Origin of the sequence: Xanthomonas sp. A1809 (assembly GCF_017746015.1) — a bacterium.
In the GTDB taxonomy this organism is placed as follows: domain Bacteria; phylum Pseudomonadota; class Gammaproteobacteria; order Xanthomonadales; family Xanthomonadaceae; genus Xanthomonas; species Xanthomonas euvesicatoria.
Genome location: NZ_JAGHWZ010000010.1, coordinates 108,313 through 128,749, shown reverse-complemented (window position 1 = coordinate 128,749; position 20,437 = coordinate 108,313). Strand labels below are relative to the sequence as shown.

The 20,437-nt window shown below is 65.5% G+C and carries 16 protein-coding genes; 4 read left to right on the top strand and 12 right to left on the bottom strand.

Going from position 1 to position 20,437, the window contains the following annotated elements; all coding sequences use genetic code 11:
• Nucleotides 1-57: 57 nt before the first annotated feature.
• Nucleotides 58-1,113 (bottom strand): bifunctional nicotinamide-nucleotide adenylyltransferase/Nudix hydroxylase, encoded by a 1,056-nt coding sequence (locus tag J7396_RS14885; protein ID WP_209261667.1) that lies wholly within the window; start codon nt 1,111-1,113, stop codon nt 58-60.
• A gap of 182 nt (nt 1,114-1,295) precedes the next feature.
• Here J7396_RS14885 and J7396_RS14880 point away from each other — a divergent pair, with 182 nt between their 5' ends.
• Entirely contained in the window at nt 1,296-2,159 is an 864-nt protein-coding gene (locus J7396_RS14880; RefSeq protein WP_071117866.1) for an endonuclease/exonuclease/phosphatase family protein, read from the top strand.
• Between the two features lie 89 nt (nt 2,160-2,248).
• On the opposite strand, the gene J7396_RS14875 is transcribed toward J7396_RS14880, so the two are convergent.
• Nucleotides 2,249-3,160, bottom strand: coding sequence for a LysR substrate-binding domain-containing protein (locus J7396_RS14875; protein ID WP_031420991.1), 912 nt, complete (start codon nt 3,158-3,160; stop codon nt 2,249-2,251).
• Between the two features lie 81 nt (nt 3,161-3,241).
• On the opposite strand from J7396_RS14875, the gene J7396_RS14870 reads away from it, so the two are divergent.
• Entirely contained in the window at nt 3,242-3,985 is a 744-nt protein-coding gene (locus J7396_RS14870) for a sulfite exporter TauE/SafE family protein (RefSeq protein ID WP_209261666.1), read from the top strand.
• An 84-nt stretch (nt 3,986-4,069) separates the two neighbouring features.
• Here J7396_RS14870 and J7396_RS14865 read toward each other — a convergent pair whose 3' ends face one another.
• The 4 genes from J7396_RS14865 to J7396_RS14850 form a co-directional block, all read right to left on the bottom strand.
• Nucleotides 4,070-6,229 carry a tail-specific protease gene (locus J7396_RS14865; protein WP_029818618.1) on the bottom strand — a complete coding sequence of 720 codons (2,160 nt, stop codon included), beginning with the start codon at nt 6,227-6,229 and terminating at the stop codon, nt 4,070-4,072.
• 397 nt (nt 6,230-6,626) lie between these two features.
• Nucleotides 6,627-7,640, bottom strand: coding sequence for a lipoyl synthase (lipA, locus tag J7396_RS14860; protein ID WP_008577899.1), 1,014 nt, complete (start codon nt 7,638-7,640; stop codon nt 6,627-6,629).
• Between the two features lie 15 nt (nt 7,641-7,655).
• Nucleotides 7,656-8,354 (bottom strand): lipoyl(octanoyl) transferase LipB, encoded by a 699-nt coding sequence (gene lipB, locus J7396_RS14855; protein WP_011346343.1) that lies wholly within the window; start codon nt 8,352-8,354, stop codon nt 7,656-7,658.
• Nucleotides 8,342-8,620 carry a YbeD family protein gene (locus J7396_RS14850; RefSeq protein ID WP_008577897.1) on the bottom strand — a complete coding sequence of 93 codons (279 nt, stop codon included), beginning with the start codon at nt 8,618-8,620 and terminating at the stop codon, nt 8,342-8,344. Before J7396_RS14850 ends, lipB begins: the two co-directional genes overlap by 13 nt.
• Before the next feature lie 271 nt (nt 8,621-8,891).
• Between J7396_RS14850 and J7396_RS14845 the strand changes: the two genes are divergently transcribed.
• Nucleotides 8,892-9,953, top strand: coding sequence for a lipid A deacylase LpxR family protein (locus tag J7396_RS14845; RefSeq protein WP_008577896.1), 1,062 nt, complete (start codon nt 8,892-8,894; stop codon nt 9,951-9,953).
• Nucleotides 9,954-10,077: 124 nt separating this feature from the next.
• Here the strand turns inward: J7396_RS14845 and J7396_RS14840 are convergent, their stop codons facing one another.
• The 4 genes from J7396_RS14840 to J7396_RS14825 all read right to left on the bottom strand — a co-directional run bounded on the left by J7396_RS14840 (nt 10,078) and on the right by J7396_RS14825 (nt 16,034).
• Nucleotides 10,078-11,283 (bottom strand): D-alanyl-D-alanine carboxypeptidase family protein, encoded by a 1,206-nt coding sequence (locus J7396_RS14840; RefSeq protein WP_003482723.1) that lies wholly within the window; start codon nt 11,281-11,283, stop codon nt 10,078-10,080.
• Between the two features lie 442 nt (nt 11,284-11,725).
• Entirely contained in the window at nt 11,726-13,138 is a 1,413-nt protein-coding gene (locus J7396_RS14835) for a septal ring lytic transglycosylase RlpA family protein (protein ID WP_209261665.1), read from the bottom strand.
• Nucleotides 13,135-14,283, bottom strand: a complete 1,149-nt coding sequence (gene mltB, locus J7396_RS14830; RefSeq protein ID WP_209261664.1) for a lytic murein transglycosylase B — start codon at nt 14,281-14,283, stop codon at nt 13,135-13,137. The genes J7396_RS14835 and mltB overlap by 4 nt, the downstream gene beginning before the upstream one ends.
• 356 nt (nt 14,284-14,639) lie before the next feature.
• Nucleotides 14,640-16,034 carry a glycosyl hydrolase family 28 protein gene (locus tag J7396_RS14825; RefSeq protein WP_209261663.1) on the bottom strand — a complete coding sequence of 465 codons (1,395 nt, stop codon included), beginning with the start codon at nt 16,032-16,034 and terminating at the stop codon, nt 14,640-14,642.
• Between the two features lie 722 nt (nt 16,035-16,756).
• Between J7396_RS14825 and J7396_RS14820 the strand changes: the two genes are divergently transcribed.
• A complete protein-coding gene (locus tag J7396_RS14820; RefSeq protein ID WP_241238106.1) occupies nt 16,757-17,140 on the top strand; it encodes a hypothetical protein in 384 nt (127 codons plus the stop codon).
• 120 nt (nt 17,141-17,260) lie between these two features.
• Here the strand turns inward: J7396_RS14820 and rodA are convergent, their stop codons facing one another.
• Nucleotides 17,261-18,379, bottom strand: a complete 1,119-nt coding sequence (rodA, locus tag J7396_RS14815; RefSeq protein WP_184420455.1) for a rod shape-determining protein RodA — start codon at nt 18,377-18,379, stop codon at nt 17,261-17,263.
• Entirely contained in the window at nt 18,376-20,436 is a 2,061-nt protein-coding gene (mrdA, locus tag J7396_RS14810) for a penicillin-binding protein 2 (RefSeq protein ID WP_008573355.1), read from the bottom strand. Before mrdA ends, rodA begins: the two co-directional genes overlap by 4 nt.
• Nucleotide 20,437: the final 1 nt, after the last annotated feature.

Here is a 20,437-nt window from a genome sequence, read left to right as displayed (position 1 = left end):
CGGTCACGGCATGTGCGGCCCTGGTGGTATCGCGGCAGCACGTCGTCGTTGCGCGCGTCAGCCACGACCCAGGAAGAATTCAAGAATATGCAGGTGGTCTTCGTACAGGCGCGGGCCCATCGCCATCACTTCGGCGATCGGAATCCAGCGCGCCTTGTCGGCATCGTCGCCGCCGCGCACCGCAGGCAACTCGCCGGCCGTAAACTCGAAATGGAACGCATGGGTAATGGTGCGTCCGCGCTGGCTGCGTTCGGGATGATCGAAGACCTGCTTGCCACGCAACGAGCCCTTGAGCACCGGCACCGGCAGCTTGAGCCGGGTTTCCTCGCGCAGCTCGCGCAGGCAGCAGTCCAGCAGTCCTTCCTCCTGGCCGACGAAACCGCCGGGCAATGCCCACAAGCCCTTGCCCGGTTCGGCGCGACGCCGCACCAGCAGCACGTGGCCCGAATGCACCACCACCGCGTCGGTGGTCACGAACGTCGGCGGATATGGCGCGTCTTTCCACGCGGCGCGGTATTGCTCGATGAACCGGTATTCGGCCACCAGCTGCGCGTAGCTGGGGGAATTGCGCCGGAACGCTTCCAGCATGTCGTAGACGGGCGCCGGCACATTGCCGCGCAGCATCAACAGGCCGCCGTGAAAACCGATGTCGCCGGCTTCGAACAGGTAGCGGCGCAATTCGGTGGCAGACAGCGTTGCGGTGTGTTGCACATCTTCCAGCGGCCACTGCGGAAACTCACGCAGGTAATAACTGCTGGCATCCTTGTCCATGCCGATCAGACCGATGTTCGCATCCAGCGAGCCGCCATCGGCCTGCACCGCTTCGGCAACCTGCCGCTGCACTTCGGCAATCCACAGGCTTTCGTTGTAGAGATGGTCGCGTAGCGGGCGCACGATCAGCCGCGCAGTTTCGTCCGGCAACGCGGATTCGATCATCACCGCACGTTCGGCGACGGTCCAAGGATTGCGAATGGTGCGCGGCGTGTCGGCCGAGCCGATCAGCACGATGAGCTTTTTCGCCTTGCCCAGCGCATGGCGGGCGACGGCGGCGTGGCCGTTATGAAAGGGCTCGAAACGCCCGATGAACACAAGATAATCGTACGGTGTTGCCATGAGAATCCCTCACGGTTGAGTGGTGGGCTGGCGGTCTGTCCGCCTGCCTAGTGCAAATGCTACGCCGATGCACGATGGCGTCAAGCGGCCACTTGCCTCTGCATCGGTGGTCGTCGCCGTGACGCAGCGGTCATCATCTCTGGCTAGACTCGGCGCTCTTGTTCTTCAAGGAATTTCCCTGCATGCCACGCTCCATCGCGCAGGTGCTGCGCCGCCTTCTCGCAATCGGTGCACTGTTGTGTATCGCCTTACCCGCGCTGGCTGTCACGCCGGCCGCGCCACTGCGGGTCATGTCGTTCAACGTGCGCGTGCCGGCCGATACCGATGGCGACAAACGCTGGCAGGTGCGTCGCGCTGCCATGGTCGCGTTGATCAAACAGACGCATCCGGACGTGTTCGGCACGCAGGAACTGGTGAGCGAACAGGCTGCCTTTCTGGCCGAACAGTTGCCCGACTACCGCTGGTTCGGCCAGGGCCGGCGCGGCGATGACAGCGACGAGCACATGGGCGTGTTCTACGACGCGCGTGTACTGAAGGTGGTGGAGTCGGGCAACTTCTGGCTGTCCGACACTCCCGAACGCGCCGGCAGCATTACCTGGGGCAATGTGCTGCCACGCATGGCCACCTGGGCGCTGTTCGAGCGACGCAGCGACAAACGCCGCTTTTATCTGTTCAACACGCACTTTCCGTATCGCGATGAGGACGAGCCCGCCCGCGAGCGCAGCGCGCGCCTGATCCTGTCGCGCATCGCGCAGTTGCCCGCCACTGTCCCGGTGGTGCTGACCGGCGACTTCAACAGCGATCCGGACAAAATCACCTACCCCACGCTGACCGCGGTACTTCGCGATGCACGTGCACAGGCCAGCAAGCGCAGCGGGCCGGAAAACACCTTCCAGGACTTCACCACGCACCCGACTCGGCGCATCGACTGGATCCTGTATCGCGGATTGCGTCCTACCCGCTTCGCGACCCTGGACGATCGTCCCGGTGGCATTCTGCCGTCGGACCATTACCCGGTGATGGCCGAGTTCGACTGGCCACGCTGAGGACAAGAGCGCGCAAGAGCCAGCGGCCGGCAGCCGGCGCGCGCGCCGGCGGTGACACGGTCCAGCCGATGCACGCAGCGCTGCGGTGATCAAGCCGGGTGAATTCCGGCGTTCGCGGCGCTGGCCTGTAGCCATTCCAGCAAGGCCTGCAGGGTGGCCGAGGGGGCGTCGCGCCAGATGATGGACAGCTCGCGCCGCGCCCAGGTTTCCTCCAGCGGTACCGCCGCCAGCTGCTGCCTGACACTGGAGCAAGCCAGCGCCGCGTGCGGCACGATGGCCACACCCACGCCGCGTGCCAGCATGCGGCACAGCGTTTCGATGCCCGGCACGCGTGCGCGGATGCGCAGCTGCACGCCGGCACGGGCCAGATGCGTCCGCAGGTGGCGCTGCAAGGCGTTGTCGGCCGATAACGCCAGCAACTGCATCGGCGCGATATCGGCCAGGCGCAGGCTGCCGGCGCCGGCAAGCCGATGGCCGGCAGCCACCGCGACCACCAGGCGATCCTGCCGAAACGGGCGCCGTTGCAGGCCGGTGAAGTCGGCATGCCCGGCCACCACGGCCAGGTCGGCACGTTCGTCGCGCACGGCATCGGCCGCCTCCTCGCTGCCCCATTCGGCCAGGGTCAGGTCCACCCGCGGATGGGCCAGCAGAAAATCCGCGACGCACTCGGGCAGCCATTCGGAGAGTGCGGCGGTGTTCGCGGCCAATCGCAGGGTGACCTGTCCACCAAGACCGTAATCGCCAAGCTCGCTGCGCATCGCCTGTTCCTGCCGTGCCAGCACCCGTGCATGACGCAGCAGGACCTGGCCGGCGGCGGTGAGCGTCACGCCCCGCCGGCCACGCTCGAACAGGGCCGCGCCGACCTGCAGCTCCAGCGCGCGAATACGCGCACTGGTGGCCGCCAGCGACAGCGCCACGCGGTCGGCGCCGGCGGTGATGCTGCCGGTATCGGCCACCGCAACAAAGATCCGCAAGTCGGTGAATTCCACCTGCATCTGCACCTCCAGCCTTCGGTGTGGCCGAAGTCTGCCTCAAACAAAGACAGCTTGCCGGGCACCGCCCCCGCGCCGATGCTGCTCCCCATGAATGAAGACGTCTCGCAGCTGGTCATGGTTGCCGCGGTATTCCTGTTGGCTGGCGCGGTCAAAGGCGTGGCCGGCATGGGGCTGCCAACGGTGGCAATGGGGTTGCTGGGGCTGTGGCTTCCGCCCAGCCAAGCCGCCGCGCTGCTGGTGCTGCCTTCGTTGGTGACGAATCTGCAGCAGGCCTGGGGGCCCGCTGCGACCGGGCTGTTGCGGCGTCTGTGGCCGGTGCTGGCGATGGTGGTGGCGGGCACCTGGTTGAGCGCCGGGTTGATGATTGGCGGTCATCCGCGTTACCTGCGCGGCGCACTTGGGGTCCTGCTGGTTGCCTATGCCCTGCTGGGGCTTGCCCGCCGGCAATGGACCCTGCCGCCACGTCACGAGCGCTGGGGCAGCCCGCTGATCGGCCTGGTCGGTGGCCTGCTCAATGGCGCCACCGGCGTGCTGGTCCTCCCGGTGGTGCCGTACCTCTCTGCACTGGGCCTGCCACGCGAGGTGTTGATCCGCGCACTGGCCGCGTGCTTCGGTACGGCAACGCTTGCGCTGGCCATCGCACTGGTCTGGCACGGTGGCGTGCCGCTCTCGGCCGGCCTCCCATCGCTGCTGGCGTTGCTGCCCACCGCGCTGGGAGTGTGGGCCGGTACGAAGCTGCGACGCCGCATCTCTCCCGAGGCATTCCGCCGGATATTTTTCGGCACCTTGCTGCTGCTCGGCCTGCAGGCCTGCTGGCAGGCCATCGCCTGAGACGCTGCCAGCGGCAACACTACTGTCCAAATGAAAACGCCACCGGCAAGCGGTGGCGCCCATGCATTGAATCGGCAGTCTGGCTCAGTCTGCCCAACGTCCCGGTGCGGTCGACTTCGGCAGCACCTGCGCCGACAACGGCTTGTCCTGCGACAGCAAGCCCAGCGCATCGGCCAGGATGGCCGCCGACTCATGCAGCAGCGGATCCGGACGCTTTTCGGCGGCCTTTTCGCGTGCAGTGTCCTTGACGATGTCGCGCTCGTTACCGGTCAGGCCGTCGTCGCTGTCTTCGGCAAGCGGATCCAGCGGCAGGCCGAGTTGCTTGCGAATCTGCTGGCGATCCTTGCGTTGCTGATCCTGCTTCTGTCGCTCGGCAACGCGCTCGGCCTCATTCAACGAAATGTACTTCTTGGCCTTTTCGTCGCGGAACTGCTTGACGTCTTCTTCCCACCACTGGAATTCCTTGTCGGTGGCGATGCGCGCAGTGTGCAGAGCCTGCAACTTGGGCAGCAGCGGTGCGAAGTTGCCGTACTGGGTGTGCGGCGCAGCGGCGATCCGCGTCCACGGCAATGCATTGTCGTAGGTGCTCTCACCGAACTCGGTGGCATCCACGCTGGCCGGGAAGGCGATATCCGGCACCACACCCTTGTGCTGGGTGCTCGAGCCGCTGACGCGGAAGAACTGCGCGATCGTCAACTTGACCTGCCCATACCGCTGTCCTTCGGCAGCAGGCCAACGGTCCAGGTCGACGATGTTCTGCACGGTGCCCTTGCCGAAGCTGGTTTCGCCGATCACCAGACCACGACCGTAGTCCTGGATGGCACCGGCAAAGATCTCCGATGCCGACGCCGAGCCGCGGTTGATCAAGACAGCCAGCGGGCCGTCCCAGGCGACCTTGGGGTCGCTGTCACCGTTGACGGTGACGCGGCCGCCGGATTCGCGGACCTGCACGACCGGCCCCTGCTCGATGAACAAGCCGGTCAGTTCGATCGCCTCGTCGAGCGACCCACCGCCGTTGTTGCGCAAGTCGAGCACCACGCCATCGACCTTGTCGGTCTTGAAGCCGGCCAGCAGCTTGGCGACGTCGCGCGTGGCCGAGGCGTAGTCGGTTGCGTTACGGCGACGGCCTTCGAAATCCTGGTAGAAGCCCGGCAGCTTGATGATGCCGATGCGGCGCTGCGGCTCGCTGCCGGTGGCCGGCAAGGTGATGGTTTCGCCCTTGGCAGCCTGCTCGGCCAGACGCACCTTCTGACGGGTCAGAGTCACCGTGCGGTGCTTGCCGTCGATGCCCGACTCGGCCGGGATGTACTCCAGGCGCACCTGGGTATCCTTGCTGCCGCGAATCTTGGCCACCACGTCATCGATGCGCCAGCCGATCACATCTTCGATCGCGCCATTCTTGGACTGCCCAACGCCGACGATGCGATCGCCCGGCTTGAGCGTGCCGTCCACCGCCGCCGGACCGCCCGGGATCACCTCGCGGATCACCACCATGTCGTCCTGCTTCTGCAGCTGCGCGCCAATGCCTTCCAGCGACAGTGACATCTGCTGGTTGAACGTTTCGGCAGTGCGCGGGGTGAAGTAATCGGTATGCGGGTCGACGGCATTGGTATAGGCGTTGACGAAGAACTGGAACACATCTTCGCCCTTGAGCTGCTTGACCGAATCGGCCAGTGCCACATACCGCTTGTCCAGCGTCTTGCGAATGTCGTCGGGCTTCTTGCCGGCCAGTTTCAGGCGCAGCCAATCGTTCATCACCGACTGGCGCCACAGCACGTCCAACTGCTTGTCGTCTGCAGCCCACGGCACGTCCTTGCGGTCGTACTCGAACTTGTCGTTCCCGCTGAAATCGAAGTCCTGCTTGAGCAGGTCGCGCGCGTACTTGACCCGTTGATCGACGCGCTTCTTGTAGACCGAGAACACCTGGAACGCCGGCTCCAGGTTGCCGCCTCGCAACGCGTCGCCCACGCCGGCCTGGAGCGGCGCGAAGCTGTCGATATCGGCCTGGGTGAAGAACTGTTTGCCGCCATCCAGCGTTTCCAGGTAGCGCTTGAACACGTCCTTGGACATCGCCTCGTCCAGCGTGCGCGGCCGGTAGGCATAGCGGCTGTCGGAGAGCAGGCCGTAGACGAGTTTGGTGGCCGTCGCCTGGTCGGGCGTGGCGGCGGCGGGCAGCGCAGTATCGGCGCGTGCAAGCAAGGCCATCGGAGTGGTCAACACCAGCGCCAGCAGGCCGGCCTTCATGCACGAAGAAACGTTGTAGGTCATCGAATGGCTCTCGGCACGAGGCCGACGAAAGAAGGGCGGTGAACGGATCAGACAGCATGACAGTGCCGAAAGTTGCTGGCGTTGTCATCCGCTGGCTGAATCAGCCTAGCGCCGGGCCTGTAGCGGATTGTGAACGAGACCGTACCTTGCGGCTGCGCGCCGCATGGGCCAGAGACGACACAGCCCCGCGCGATGCACGGGGCTGTCGTTGATTGGCATCGCGATGTGGCCGGCCGTAGCACGTCGCCACTGATCGATCAGTGGCCTACCGACACACGCAGGACCGGCCGCATCGACGCACCCGCACCGCGGGGCTGGTTCCGACATCGATCGCACGTCCGCCGCGGCAGTCGCCCGATTGCCTGTTACCGACTCAGGCGGCGACGCCAGCGCCTGCAGCCTGCCGATCGGCGTGGTACGACGAACGCACCATCGGGCCGGAGGCGACATGACTGAAGCCCAGCGCATTGCCGTAGTCTTCCAGCGCCTTGTATTCCTCCGGCGTCCAGTAACGCATCACCGGATGATGGTGCGGCGTGGGCTGCAGATACTGGCCGATGGTGATCATGTCCACATCGTGCGCGCGCAGGTCGCGTAGCGTGGCCTGCACCTGCTCCATCGTTTCGCCCAGGCCCAGCATGATGCCGGACTTGGTGGCGATGGACGGATGCTGCGCCTTGAAGCGCTGCAACAGCGTCAGCGACCATTGGTAGTCCGCGCCGGGGCGCACGTTCGGGTACAGGTCCGGCACGGTTTCGATATTGTGGTTGAACACGTCCGGCGGGCTCAGCGCCAGGATCTCCAGCGCGCGGTCCATGCGGCCCTTGCCGCGGAAATCCGGAGTCAGGATTTCGATACGCGTGTTGGGCGAACTGGCCCGGATGGCCGAAATGCAGTCGACGAAATGCTGGGCGCCACCGTCGCGCAGGTCGTCGCGGTCCACGCTGGTTACCACCACGTACTTCAGGCCCATGTCGGCCACGGTGGCGGCCAGGCTGGCCGGCTCGCTCGCGTCGGGCGGCTTCGGCCGGCCATGCGCCACGTCGCAGAACGAGCAGCGCCGCGTGCAGACCTCGCCCAGGATCATGAAGGTCGCGGTGCCGTGGCTGAAGCATTCGTGGATGTTCGGGCAGCTGGCTTCTTCGCACACCGTGACCAGGCGGTTTTCGCGCAACTTGGCCTTGAGGTTCTGTACCGCATTGCCGGAGGGAATCCGCACCCGGATCCACGAAGGTTTCCGCAGCACCGGCGCGTCGACGAACTGCACCGGCGAGCGGTTGATCTTGTCGCCACCGATCTGCTTGACGCCGGTCTGCAGCGGCGCAGGCGCGGCGGTGTCGCCGGAGACGACCTGCAAGGGAATGGAACGGGCGATAGGCTGGGTCATGACGATACGGGGCGCTCAGGCCGGAAGCGAAAGGTCGGGCAATGCGGAAGTGGGCTGCAGCACGAGGCCGAACTGGCGCGCCAGCTGGTCGAGCAGCACCGCCTTGACGGCGTCCATCCCGGAGGGGCCGCCCAAGTCTAGCACCGAGGTCACCTGCAGACCCTGGTAGCCACACGGGTTGATGCGGTGGAACGGTTCCAGGTCCATCGCCACGTTGAACGACAACCCGTGGAAGGTGCAGCCACGCCGCACGCGAATCCCGAGCGCGGCGATCTTGGCCCCGCCCACGTACACGCCAGGAGCACCGTCGCGGCGCTCGGCCACGATGTTCCACTCCTCCAGCGTATCGATCAGCGCCTGCTCGATCTTGCACACGTAATCGCGCACACCGATCTTCAGCCGGCGCAGATCCAGCAACGGGTAAACGACCAATTGGCCCGGGCCGTGATAGGTGACCTGCCCGCCGCGATCGACCTGCAGCACCGGAATCTCGCCCGGGGCCAGCACATGCTCGGGTTTGCCGGCCTGGCCCAACGTAAACACCGGCGCATGCTCGACCACCCAGACCTCATCGGCCGTGTGTTCGCCACGCGCATCGGTGAAACGCTGCATTGCACGCCACACAGGCGCGTAATTCTGCTGGCCGAGGTCGCGTAATTGCGCAGGCAGGCCAGCCGTAGAGCTGCTCACGGGCTCGGCCGCTACAGCGTCCACTTCACTTCCGGATGATCGCGCAGCGCCTGATGTGCGGCCTCGAACTGCTCGCGGCTTTCGGCACGGAAGCCAATCTTGACCGAGACATACTTTCCGCTGGAAGAATGCTTCCAGCTCACGCTCTCCTGCAGCAGCTCCACGCCGGTGGCAGCAAGCAGGCGCGGAAGCTCGGTTTCCAGTCCGCGCTCGGCCGTGCCCATGGCGCTGAGCTCGAAGGTGCCGGGAAACTGAAAACCGTGATCGGGGTTGTCGGTGCTGATATCCATCCGCCCATTATCGGGCCGACGATGGGCAAACCCAAGCCTCTGCAGCCGATCGCCGCGCCTGGTTGGTCTGTAGTGCCGCCATGCAATCGGCACCGAACTTTCCAAAAAACGTGACGCAACCACGCTGATGAACCGAGCGCAGCCATGGGTAGCTGGCAACGCGGTCGCAAGCCGAAGCGGCAGAGGCTGCAGTCGCGACCACGCACTTCACACGGCGCAACAGAAGACGCAGGCATTTTTCCGATTCCAGCTCTCCTCCCCCAGGTCCTCCATGCTCCGACCGCGCGCGTTGTCTGCTGCCTTGCTGCTTTCTCTCTCCGGGCTGTCGTTGCCGGCCCTGGCGGCGGATCAGTGCGATTCCAGCCGTCTTGGGCGCACGCCGCCTGCGGTGAACTTCCGTGTCGATAACGACTTGTTCGGCGGCGAGGATCAGGACCAGGGGTATTCCAACGGCGCGGTACTGACATTGGTGTCGCCGAACCTGGTCGATTACACCGACGATCCGTGCCTGCCGCGGACTGCGCGGTGGGTCAACAGCTATCTGGAGCGGCTGCACCCGGGCGAGTTCGACCAGCAGAACATGGTGTTTTCCATCGGCCAGGCGATCTTCACCCCGACCGATTACACCCGCCGCGACGTCATCCCGGACGACCGCCCCTATGCCGGCATCCTGCTGGCGAGCTTCGGCTACAACGCGCGTAACGATGCGCACCTGCGCACCACGCAGTTGCAGGTCGGCGTTGTCGGCCCGTGGGCGCTTGCGAAGGAAGCGCAGGATGCGATCCACGATGCGCTCGGGGACGAGAAATTCCAGGGCTGGGACAACCAACTGCACAACGAACCGCTGATCAACCTGGTGCACGAGCGCATGCATCGCTGGCCGGCCGATGCCAGCGGCAATGCCGGTGGGTTCGGCTGGGATTTCATTTCGCATTGGGGCGGCGCGGTCGGCAACATGGCCACGCACTTGAATGCAGGCGGCGAGGCGCGCTTCGGCTGGAAGCTGCCGGACGACTTCGGCAGCACCCCGACTCGCCCCGCGGGCGAAAACACCGCCCCCAGCCGGCTCGGGCGCGCCAGCGGCTGGTCCGGCCACCTGTTCGTCACCACCGACGCGCGCTGGGTGATCCGCGACATCACCCTGGACGGCAACACCTTCCGCAACAGCCACAGCGTGGACAAGCGCCCGTTCGTCGGCGATGTGGGCTACGGCCTGGCAGTGATGTACGGCCGCTGGAAATTCGCCCTCGCCCGCTACCACCGTACCCGCGAATTCGACACCCAGCGCGAAACGCCGGTGTATGGCAGTTTTACTATCAGTCGAATGCTTTGAGGGCGGCGAATCGAGAATGGGGAATGGGGAATCGCAAAAGCCAAGGCTGTGCCCTAGCTTTTAAACCATTCCCGATTCTCAATTCCCGATTCCAAAAAAATGCCGGCTTTCGCCGGCATTTTCTTCACTCCGATTCCCACCACATCCAGAACGCATCCCAGAGGCGCTTGAAGAATCCGCCCTCTTCGACCGCGTTGATGGCGACCAGGGGGGCCTGGGCGATGACCTTGCCGTCCAGGCTGACCTTCACGGTGCCAACCTGCTGCCCCTGCTTGATCGGTGCCTGCAGGTTCTTGGGCACTTCCATGCTGGGCTTGAGGTCGTTGTAGCGGCCGCGCTGCAGGCTGACCAGCAACGGCTGTGCCACGCCGAGCTGCACTTCATCCTGCTGACCCTTCCAGACCTTCTGCTTGGTGACGACCTTGCCGGGCGCATACAGGCTGTGGGTTTCGAAGAAGCGGAAGCCCCAGTTGAGCAGCGCCAGGCTATCGGTGGCGCGCTGTTCTTCGGAGCTGTCGCCCATCACCACCGCGATCAGGCGCTGATCGCCGCGCTTGGCCGAGCTCAGCAGGCAGTAGCCGGCTTCGGAGGTGTGGCCGGTCTTGATGCCGTCCACCGCCGGGTCGCGCCACAGCAGCCGGTTACGGTTGCTCTGCTTGATGGTGCCGACCTGGAATTCCTTGATCTTGTTGTAGGCGTAGGTCTCCGGGTAATCGCGCACCATCGCGCGGCCCAGCAGGGCCAGGTCGTAGGCGGTGGAGTGATGCCCTTCGGCGCTCAGTCCGTGCGCGTTGACGAAGTACGAATCCTTCATGCCGATCTTGGCGGCGTAGCTGTTCATCAGCGAGGCGAAGGCTTCTTCGCTGCCGGCCACGTGCTCGGCCAGCGCGATGGCGGCATCGTTGCCGGACTGGATCGCCATGCCCTTTTCCATGTCTTCCAGACGCGCCGTCTGGTTGACCGGGAAGCCGCTGTAGCTGCCGTCGGTGCCCGCGCCGCCTTCGCGCCAGGCGCGTTCGCTCATCATGACCTGGTCGTCGCGCTTGACCTTGCCGTTCTTGATCTCGGCGGCGACCACGTAGGAGGTCATCACCTTGGTGATGCTGGCCGGCGCCAGCTGCTGGTGGATGTTTTCACCGGCCAGCACCTGCCCGGTGGCGTAGTCCATCAGGATCCAGGACTTGGACACGGCCGGTGCGGGCGCCGGCGGCACCGGCAAGGCGGCCGGGGCGGCAGCCACGGCAGGAGTCGGCTGCGGCGCAGGTGTCTGGGCGCAGACCAGGCCGAAGGCGAACGTGGCCACGGCAGCGGCGGCGAAGCGGAATTTCATTGAAGAACGACTCCTGACGGGCCCGAAAGCCGGGCAATGCGAAATTGTAAGGCGCTGCGGCGATCAGGGCGACGCGTTGCGCGATGCGTGCGCTTGCGCAGTTCAGCGATGGCGGCCAGGCGTAAGGACGCTTGCGGTGCTCGAGGCGAACTGCCGCATGCGGCGACACGCACACGTGCGGCATTGCTTGCAGCACATTCGACGGGCGACGCCGGTGCGCAGGCGTGAGCTGGAGGCAGAGGACGCGAGGCTCCGACGTGCGCGACGTGCATATCGAAGCCGACCTTGGTCGCATCCGCCTCGCAGATGCGCAATGCAGATGCGCAATGTTTACCCGCCGATCGGGAGTGCTCAGCCGTTCCCGATAACGCCACTGCAGCCAGCGCGCAAGCGACGGATGCGCTCACGCTTGATCGGCATCGCAGTGGCCCACCCAGGCGCGTTAATTGGCCACGATCTGCGGGCGACCGAACCCGAGGCCGGCGATGCGCTGGGCAATCTCCGATGCATTTGCATGGTCGCGTGCATTCACGCGTAGCCGCCACAGCGTGCGCCCGCCACTGACGATGTCGCTGACGCTGGCGCCGGCAATCCCCGCCGAAGCCAGTTGCGACAGTGCGCGATTGGCGTTTTCGCGGCTGGCGAAACTGGCGACCTGCAGCAGGATGTCGCCGAGCGCAGCTTCGGCCACGCTGGGCGCCTTGGCGGGCGCTGGGTCGGCCTTGAGCGGGCGCGAGGCAGTGCTTTCGGACGGCTTGACCGCCGCAACCGCCACTGGCGCCGCCGCGGCGGGCACGGCGGCAGACGCTGACGCGGCCGGTCGCGGGGCCGCAGCGGCCGGCTTGCCGGTGGCCACACGCACGCCCTGCGCCTTCATCCAGGCATCGAAGTTGTCGGCATTGCCGGGCTGGCGCGAATCGGCGACGCGGTAGCGCCAACGCTCGCCGGCCGGAATGACCGGTGCACCGGCAGTGGGTGCAGCGGCAGTTGTAGCAACCGCGGTGGCGGTACCGGTGGCGACCGCACGCGGCGGCACGGTGCGGGTGGGCAAGCGCTGCACCAGGCCATCGATCTGACTGGCGCCGGCAGCCGGCCGCGCCGCGGCAACGGCGGTATTCACCGGTGTCTGGCCACTGCGGCGCTTGGCGAGCAGATTGCCGTTGTCGGCTTCGGTCAGGCCGCGGACTTCGACATTGCCGGTGCCCTTGCCCGTGATGCCCAACTTCACCGCCGCGGCGTAGCTCAGATCGATCACCCGGCCGTCGTGGAAGGGGCCGCGGTCGTTGACGCGCACCACCACCGACTGGCCGGTGTCGGTGTTGGTCACCAGCGCAAAGCTGGGCAGCGGCAAGGTCTTGTGCGCGGCGGTGAAGGCGTACATGTCGTAGACCTCCTTGTTGGAGGTCAGCCGGCCATGGAACTTGTTGCCGTAGTACGAGGCGGTGCCGCGTTCGACATAGTCGCCGGGGTTGTCCATCACCACATAGCGCTTGCCCAGCACTTCGTACGGCGAACGATTGCCCACCGCCGAGCGCGGCTCGTTGGTCACCAGCGGCTCGGGGATGCAGGCCACATTGGGCACATGATCAGGCGTGGAATCTTTCACGCCGGGCTTGTACAAGCCGCCGGCGGTGTAGTCGCCGCGCGTGGACGGATCTTCCTTGGCGGGCGCATACGGCGAGGTGGACGGGCAACCGGTGGCGACATACGCCGGGCCCTTGCCTTCGACCTTCACACCCTTGATCGCGCCGCTGCCGGTGCCGCCGGCGGTCTTCTTCGGTGCACTGCTACAGGCCGCCAGGCCGAGCATCAGCGCCATCGGGATCAGCCACTTGGGGCCTGCAATGCTGTTCATGCCGGGGGTAACTCCTTGCCGGCGATGGCCTCGGACAGCTGGAACACGGCCATCGCATACATCTTGGAAATGTTGTAGCGGGTGATCGCGTAAAAGTTCTGGAAGCCCAGCCAGTACTGCTTGCCGTTGGCGTCGTCCAGGCTGATCGGGGTGGCGGTGCTGCCGGCCACCACCGGCGCGCTCGGGTGATAGCCGCGCGCCGACAGGTCGGACAGCGTGTACACCGGCGACCAGTCGGTGGGATTGAATTCTTCGTGCCCGGCGGCCAGCGTGGCCGGTACCGCGACCTGCCCGCCACGCACCCAGCCGCCCTTCTTGACGAAGTAATTGGCGATCGAGGCGAATACGTCGTTGTAGTCGGTGAACAGATTACGCTTGCCGTCGGCATCGCCATCCACGCCGAACTGGCGATAGCTGGACGGCATGAACTGGCCCATGCCCATTGCGCCGGCATAGCTGCCGATCAGGGTGCTGACGTCCAGTTGCTCTTCCTTGCCGAGCGCGAACAACTGGGCGAGTTCATCGCGGAAAAACAGTTCGCGGCGCACTTCGCGTTCGAGCTTGGCCGGGTCGCCGCTGCGCGGATAGCGGAACGCCAGCGTGTACAGCGCGTCCAGCACGCGGTATTTGCCGGCGTTGCTGCCGTAGCTGGTTTCCACCCCGATGATGGCTACGATCACCTGCGCCGGCACACCGGTGGCGGCTTCGACCTTGCTCAGCTCGGCGCGGTGTTCGGCGAGAAACTGGCGGCCGCCATCGATGCGCGCCTGGGTGATGAACATCGGCCGGTATTCGTTCCACGGCTTGACCCGTTCGGCCGGGCGCGACATCGCAGTGACAATGGCGTCCTTGAATTGCGCCTGCGCCAGCACCGCTTCGATCTGCGCGGCATCGATGCCGTACCTGGCCGAGGTGTCGCGCACGAAGTTGGCGCGGGCGATCTCGAACGGCACCGGGGTCAGGTCGACTGGCGGAAGCGCAGGCGCCTCGGCGGCGGCGCTGGCCGGCGGTGCTGATGCCGATGGCGCAAGCGGCGGCTTGGCCGGCGGCGCGCTGGCAGCCGGTGGCGGCGACGGAGGACTGGGCTGGGTCGCGCAGGCGACAAGGCCAAGGGTGAGCAGGCAGGTCAGGGTGCGTCGAATCATCGGCCGAGGGTAACAGACATCAGATGAACTTCTGGCAATAAGGCCATGAAAACGAAGAACTTTGGCCAATGTCAAGGCTCTCCGCAGCATGCCACCTCCGCCAGAGCGAACCGGCCAGTGGTCCGCGGTGGGCGCTGAAGGGCGCTTCAAAGGTCTGCGGCTGGCGGTGGTGGCAGCACCGCGGCTCGTGCAACCCGGATGAGGCCGCTAATGTCGCGTGGCCCTGCCGATCTATAGGGCCAAGCCCGGCGTCGGCCCCCTTCTTCGGGGCACAGGCTGCATTCTGGCAACCGGCCTGCGCTGCCGCGCAGGAGCATTCGTCAGCGACACGACCGGCGAAGGTCGCGCCGCACCGCTTATAGATCTGGAAACTGCGAAGCGCCCGGGCAGGTAGGCACTGCACCGTCGAGCTGGACTGCGGTGGTCACCACGTTGCTGCCGCTCGGCGTCAACGCGCTATTGCTCAGACCGATCCGCGCATTGCCGGTGGTATTGCCGAGGTTGTCGGACGCCACGTTCGCCAGCACCAGATCGAGCGGAGCGCTCGCATCGGCGCCCTGCAGGACCCATCCCTTGCCGCCGCGCCCGTCGACGCTGCGCAAGCCATCGACCACGATCCTGCGAAAGGTCGGGACGTTGCCGCCGCGGGCGCTGCCGTAGAACGGATTGATCACCAGCGGGTTGCTCACTCCGTACAGGCAGGTGTTGCGGTAGGTCACCAGGTCGACCGCCCCTGCCTTGGCCAGGCTGGTCTTGATGCGCAGGCCATTGTTGTCGGTGCTGCGATTGCCGTTGGCATCGGTGGATACGATGACGTTGTTGTCGACCAGCACGTTGCTGACACCGGACATCAATTCGCTACCGATCGAGATGCCGTGGGTGCCATAGAAGCGCGAATTCAGCACGCTGATGTTGGCCGACCTGGACGCAATGGTCTTGATCGCCACGCCATCATCGCCGCTCATCACGTCGCTGTCCTGGATGGTGGCATTGAGCACACTGTCCAGGTCCAGCGCGTCGGTATTGGGACTGGTGGCCGGCGACTTCACGCGCACGCCCCAAATGGTCAGGCCGTCGACGATATGCGCAAAGAAATGGAAGTACGGTGCATTGACCAGGTTGATGTCGTAGAGCGTGAAAGCGCTGGCGTTCTGCAACTTGACCAGGTCCGGGCTGTTCTGCACCTGGCCGGCGCCTTTGGCGGCCTCGCCGAACTCCCACCAGGTGGTGGTCTTGCCCAGCATGGGCAGATCGCCGCGGCCATCGATGGTGCCCTGGTGGCCATTGCGGCGCACCCCCATCACGCCGGATCGAGCGCCCTTGATGGCGATCAACGGCTGGCAGCCTCCGCTTCTGGCGCCTGCCGTGCCGCAACCGTTGCCGTAGTCGGCCGGGTTGCGCGAGCCGTACACGGTGACGCCTTGATCGACGACCAGTGTCACGCCAGCGGGGATCGACAACGGGCCAGTCAGGAAGGCGTCGCCGCTGCCGGTGGTCAACAGCACGCTACCGTGCTTGCTGGCGCAATCGGTCAGCGCGGCCTGGATGGCCTGGGTATCGGGCGGCGCGCTTTCCAATGCCGGGTCGAATTGGCGATCGCTGGCGGTCCGGCCGGCACGCAGCAGCTTGCAGGTGGCCGGAACGACCGGCTCGGACAGCGGACGGGAATCGCCAGTGGCGAAATCGATGGCGGCGGCATGACCGGCCAGCGCCAGACAGGCACCGCCGATGGCAGTGGCGAGCAGTTTCATCGGGGAGATCACTCGAATGCGAAGGAATGTGTCGCCTGCACGTCGCGATCGACGCAGTGGCGCCAGCGTGCGGACTCTACAAGCGCCCGGCGCAGCTGGCGGCAGCGATTGCGAATCGGCCACCGTGGCACCGAACCAGTCGCCCAGGGAGCCGGTTTTTACAGGCTCCCGCAAAACTCCAGACGCCGACGCGACTTCAAGGTCGCCGGATCAAGAGCCCTCAGCAGAGTGGCGATCCTCCGTCTGAGCGCCGACTGCCATCGCCGTCGATGCCGACTGAAGCAGCCATGGCGATGCACTGCATCTGCCCGGCGGCGAGCGGCCGACGATCACCTGCGCTGGTGCTGCACAGGACTGCGCTCTTAGGTGCCTTGCACGCGCGATGGCATGGGTCTCGTTGAGCCTTCATTCCAGTCACCACACGCGGCCGGCTTGACCAGTTTATCCAAAGGTGCCAGTGAATTTAATTCACATAGTTTTCAGTGGCAAATAATAACCCGGCCCACCACTCCATTTAATCGAATTATATTAGATAAAAATCCCAGTCATATACATCCATATCCGACCCACACACTTTCGTGACTTTCTCCGCAATTCCATCTTATCCATTAACTTCACCATAGACAAAATGCGCGACGCTCAGGCAACAATTAAATGCGCCACTCGCAATACCCCCCGCAGCCTGCAACAGGCTGCCCTCCTCCAACCGAAATCAAATTTAAATGACCATGTATTCGAACGCTCGTGATTTCAGGAAAGCCGCATGCTGTGCCTTGCTCGCATTGGCAGCGGGAGTCGCCACGACGGCCAGCGCGCAGCAGGCCGTTCCCATTTTTGCGACAAATAAAAACCCCGGCGTAAAAGCAATTTTCGTACAGAACGTCAAAGTTCGCAGCGGATGGAGCTGCACCCCGGTACCTTCGAACGGCAGGACCACAACCCTTGCCTCGGTTCTTGTCGGCTCCACATTTCAAGTAGGTGGATTCAGCACGACCGACTGCAGACTCGGCACTGCGCTGCGAACCCTGAACCAGCCGACTTTCACAGTCGGCAACGTGTTTCAAGTCTTTATCGACGTTAACGGCAGCATCCGGGTTTCCCAATAAGGCCGCAACGCTCAGCCACTGACACGCGCGGCAGCCCTTCCTGCCAGGGGCTGCCGCGTCGCCAGCAAAAGGGACAATGTTCAAGGCGCACCTGCCGTACGAGCATATTTCCGGCACGGCTCAGTAACCGTGCACCGGGCGATGCGACTTTACTGCCATGACCAGGCCCAGGCCGGCCAGCAACGACACCGCCGAGGTGCCGCCGTAACTCATCAGCGGCATCGGCACGCCCACCACCGGTAGCAGGCCGGAGATCATGCCGCCGTTGACCAGCACGTAGACGAAGAACGCCAGGCCGGTGGCGCCGGCAACCAGGCGCGAATAGGTGTCGCGCGCCTGCGAGGCGATCCACAGGCAGCGGCCGATGACGATCAGGTACAGGGTCAGCACGGTGGCGACACCGATCCAGCCGAATTCTTCGCTGAGCACGGAAAACGCAAAGTCGGTGGTCTGTTCGGGAATGAAGTTCAGGTGCGATTGCGAGCCCAGACCCCAGCCCTTGCCGTTCAACCCGCCCGAACCGATCGCGATCTTTGACTGGATGATGTTCCAGCCCGCGCCAAGCGCGTCGTTTTCGGGGTTGAGGAACATCATGATGCGGTCCTTCTGGTACGGCCGCAGCAGCCAGAACCACGCCACCGGCGCAGCCGCGGACACACCGCCCACACCAACGGCCACCCACCACCACGGCAGGCCGGCCAGCAACAGCACGAACACGCCGCTGGCAGCAATCAACACGCCGGTGCCGAAGTCCGGCTGCAACATGATCAGCGCGGTGGGCACGCCGATAATCACGCCAGTCACCAGCACGGTGGCAATGCGCGGCGGCAGCGGCATGCGGTGCAGATACCAGGCCGCCATCATCGGCAGGCTGATCTTGAGCAGTTCTGCCGGCTGCAGGTAGAACACTTTCAGGTCCAGCCACTGCCGGCCGTACTTACCGGTGCCCAGCGCGAAGACCGCCAGCAGCGGCAGCATCGACAAGCCGTACACCCACGGTGTCCAGGCGCGCAGGCGCAGCACCGACATGCGTGAAATGCCCCACATCGCCGCTGCCCCGATGATGAAGCGGATGCCCTGCGCCATCATCAGGTGCTCGCCATTGGCAGTGCCGCCGGCGCTCTTGAGCACCGACAGGCCGATGGCCATCAGCCCACCCAGCGCCAGGCACAGCACCCAGTCCAGGCTGCGCGTAAAGCGCGCAGCCATGTCCACCAACCAGCGCAGGATGTCGCTCAATGGTCGGTCTCCTGCACCGCGTCCGGCACATCCGGCACTACCGGTTGCGCGGGAGTGTTGGGGTCCAGCGCAACGGCGCTCTGGCCGATCACCACCGGCAGCTCGTCCAGCGTGGCAGCGGCGGCGTCGCCGGCTGCGCGCGCGTCGGTGACGCCGGCTTCGAACTGATTGACGCCCACGGCGGTCATGCCCAGCTCGCTGTCCAGCGGCTCCAGACCGGCGGGCATCTTGCCCAGCAGCCAGGCATCGAAGATCTTGCGTGCGATCGGCGCCGCCGAACTGGTGCCGAAACCGCCGCCTTCCACCGCCACCGCCACCGCGATGACCGGGTTGTCGGCCGGCGCGAAGCCGACGAACAGGCCGCGGTGACGCAGGTGCAACGGCAGGCTGCGCGGGTCCACTGCCGCCACGCCCTTGCGGCTGACAACCTGCGCGGTGCCGGTCTTGCCCGCCATCTGGTACGGCGCGCCCGGGGTGATCGCATAGCCGGTGCCGCCGGGCCGCATGGTGTCCATCATGCCTTCGCGCACCACCTGCAGATGCGCCGGGTTCTGGCTGAGCGGCTTGCCGGGCGGCTGGATCATCGGCTCCCAGGGATGATCGAAACCGGTGCGTTCTTCCAGCACCAGGTGCGGGCGCAGCAGCAGGCCACTGGCGATCGCCGAGACGCCGCGCACCAGCTGCAGCGGCGTGACCTTCCAGTCGCCCTGGCCGATGGCGATGTTGACCGTGTCGCCGGGATACCAGCGCTCCTTGCGCGTCTTGTACTTGTAGGCCGGCGACGGCAGGATGCCGCCGATTTCGCCCAGCAGGTCCACCCCGGTAGGCTGGCCGAAGCCGTACTCGGACATGTAGTGGTCGAAGCGCTCGATGCCCATATCCACCGCCAGGCGGTAGTAGTAGGTATTGACCGACTGGGCGATCGACTTGCGCAGGTCGGTCCAGCCATGCCCGCCGCGGTGCGAATCGCCCCAACCGCGGCTGACGCCGGGCAGGTAGAACATGCCGGTGGACAGCACCCGGTCTTCCGGCCGTCGCAGGCCGCTGTCCAAACCGGCCAACGCGATCAGCGGCTTGAGCGTGGAGCCCGGCGCCACGCCGCCCAGCACCAGCCGGTTGAACTGCGGCCGGGACGGGTTGTCGTTGAGCATCTTGAAATCGGTGTGCGAGATGCCGTTGACGAACAGGTTGGGGTCGTAGCTGGGCAAGCTGACCATGCCCAGGATCTCGCCGGTGCGCGGGTCCATCGCAATGGCCGCCCCTTCGTGCTCGCCGAAGGCGGCCACCATCGCGCGCTGCAGGTCGGCGTCTACCGACAGGCGCAGATCCGCACCCGACTGCGGGGCGACCCGGCCGACGGTGCGGATGGCCCGCCCCTGCACATTGGTTTCGACCTGCTCGTAACCGACCTGCCCGCGCAGATCCTGCTCGTAGTAGCGCTCCAGCCCGGATTTGCCCATATGGGTGAGCGCAGCATTGCCCTCGCCCAGCACTGCCAGGTCTTTTTCGTCGATCCGGCCCACATAACCGATGATGTGCGCGAACAACGGGCCGTAGGGATAACGCCGGGTCAGATACGGCTCCAGCTCCACGCCGGGGAAGCGCCAGCGCTCCACCGCGAACCGTGCCATCTCTTCATCGCTCATGCGCAGCTTGAGCGTCACCGGCAGGAAGCTGCGGCGTGCGCGGCGCTCGCGGTTGAAGCGCTCCAGATCCTCCGGCGCGATCGGGATCACCTTGCCCAACGCGTCCAGCATGGCGTTCATGTCGGCGACCTTGTCGGGGGTCACGTCCAGACGGAAGGCCGGCACGTTTTCGGCCAGCAGCCGGCCGGTGCGGTCGTAGATCATGCCGCGCCCGGGCACCACCGGTTTGGGCTTGATGCGGTTGGCCTCCGAACGGGTGGCGTAGACCTCGTGGTCGAGCACCTGCAACTTGAAATACCAGCCGCCCAGGCCGACCAGGCAGATCACCACCATCACAAAGCCCAGCACCGCGCGACGGCGGAACTGTTCGGCCTCCGCATGCGGATTCTTGGGATGACGGCGCCCGTGCATG